Here is a 968-nt window from a genome sequence, read left to right as displayed (position 1 = left end):
CTCGGTACGCCCGAGTAACCCTCGGACGCGCAGTGTAGGGCGAGCCACCTCACTGGAAGAGGCGGACATACGGCCTTGCTTCAGATCAACAAAAGGCTAAAGACCGCTGCAGGTGCGTGATAGGGAGCCCGGCAGTTGATGGCGATGCTGTTCTCGCTCGCCAACTGCACGAAGTTTGCCGCAGGTCCGCGCTCCGATCCTCCACCACGCACCTCAGGCAACGTGGCTTGCAATGTAAGCGTAGCGCCGAGGCCCTTCAGATTGTCTGTGCGCAGCCTTGGGTGCACCGTTAGAAGAATCATCTTCGGCAAGGGTGCTCAAAATGGACGACCATTCGGACGACATAAGACGACCGTTGACGCAGCGTATAGAAGTGCCTGCTGGCGCAGGCCGGAAGCAGCTGGCCGCATGATTTGAAGGCACAGATTGTCGCGGAAAGCCTCGAGCCAGGTGGGGTTGTAACAGATATCGCACGCCGCCATGGCTGCCGGTCGCAGCAGGTGCATGACTGGCGGCGCCGGGCGCGTTCAGGTCAACTGGTGCTGCCTTCGGCGGATACACTATCTCATTCGTGCCTTTGGTGTCGGAAACGTCGCTGCCGGCGGCTGCCGCGCCCTCCGGATCGCCGGAGGCTGCCGCTGTTACGGTTGAGCTCCTGGGGGCACGGGTGAAAATGAATGGCGTCGATCCACAGGCCTGGCTCACGGATATCCTTTCCCGCATCGCCGCCCACCCAGCTCACCGGCTGGACGAGCTTCTGCCCTGGAATTGGACGCCGGCATCAGCGTTCTCCGCTCGAACGGCATGACGTACCGGGCCACGCGTGCACGACTTCCGTCATCACTTCGCCATCCGGACGCTGCTCAACTGGTATCGCGAAGGCAAGAACGGCCCTTGAGATAGGTGAGTGGCGCGGGGCATTGCAGCCCCGCGCTCTCTCAGAACCGGACGTGAACCTCGCGATTCAT

At 61.9% G+C, this 968-nt stretch carries 2 protein-coding genes and 1 pseudogene; 2 read left to right on the top strand and 1 reads right to left on the bottom strand.

Annotation, left to right across the window (positions count from 1 at the left end; all coding sequences use genetic code 11):
- Positions 1 to 80 precede the first annotated feature (80 nt).
- Positions 81 to 311: a hypothetical protein gene (locus tag AC5ZFO_RS48105; RefSeq protein ID WP_496124279.1), complete on the bottom strand. Its 231-nt coding sequence runs from the start codon at positions 309 to 311 to the stop codon at positions 81 to 83.
- A gap of 66 nt (positions 312 to 377) precedes the next feature.
- Between AC5ZFO_RS48105 and AC5ZFO_RS48100 the strand changes: the two genes are divergently transcribed.
- Both AC5ZFO_RS48100 and AC5ZFO_RS48095 read left to right on the top strand, forming a co-directional pair.
- Positions 378 to 671 (top strand): transposase, encoded by a 294-nt coding sequence (locus tag AC5ZFO_RS48100; protein WP_496124280.1) that lies wholly within the window; start codon positions 378 to 380, stop codon positions 669 to 671.
- Positions 620 to 808, top strand: a pseudogene (locus AC5ZFO_RS48095) (transposase domain-containing protein); the annotation flags it as partial. The gene AC5ZFO_RS48100 and the pseudogene AC5ZFO_RS48095, both read left to right, overlap by 52 nt.
- Between the last annotated feature and the right edge of the window lie 160 nt (positions 809 to 968).

The sequence above is a fragment of the Bradyrhizobium sp. Unk1 genome (assembly GCF_059512345.1).
The sequence above is the reverse complement of the archived record's forward strand: the minus strand, read 5'-3'. Positions and strand labels throughout refer to the sequence as shown.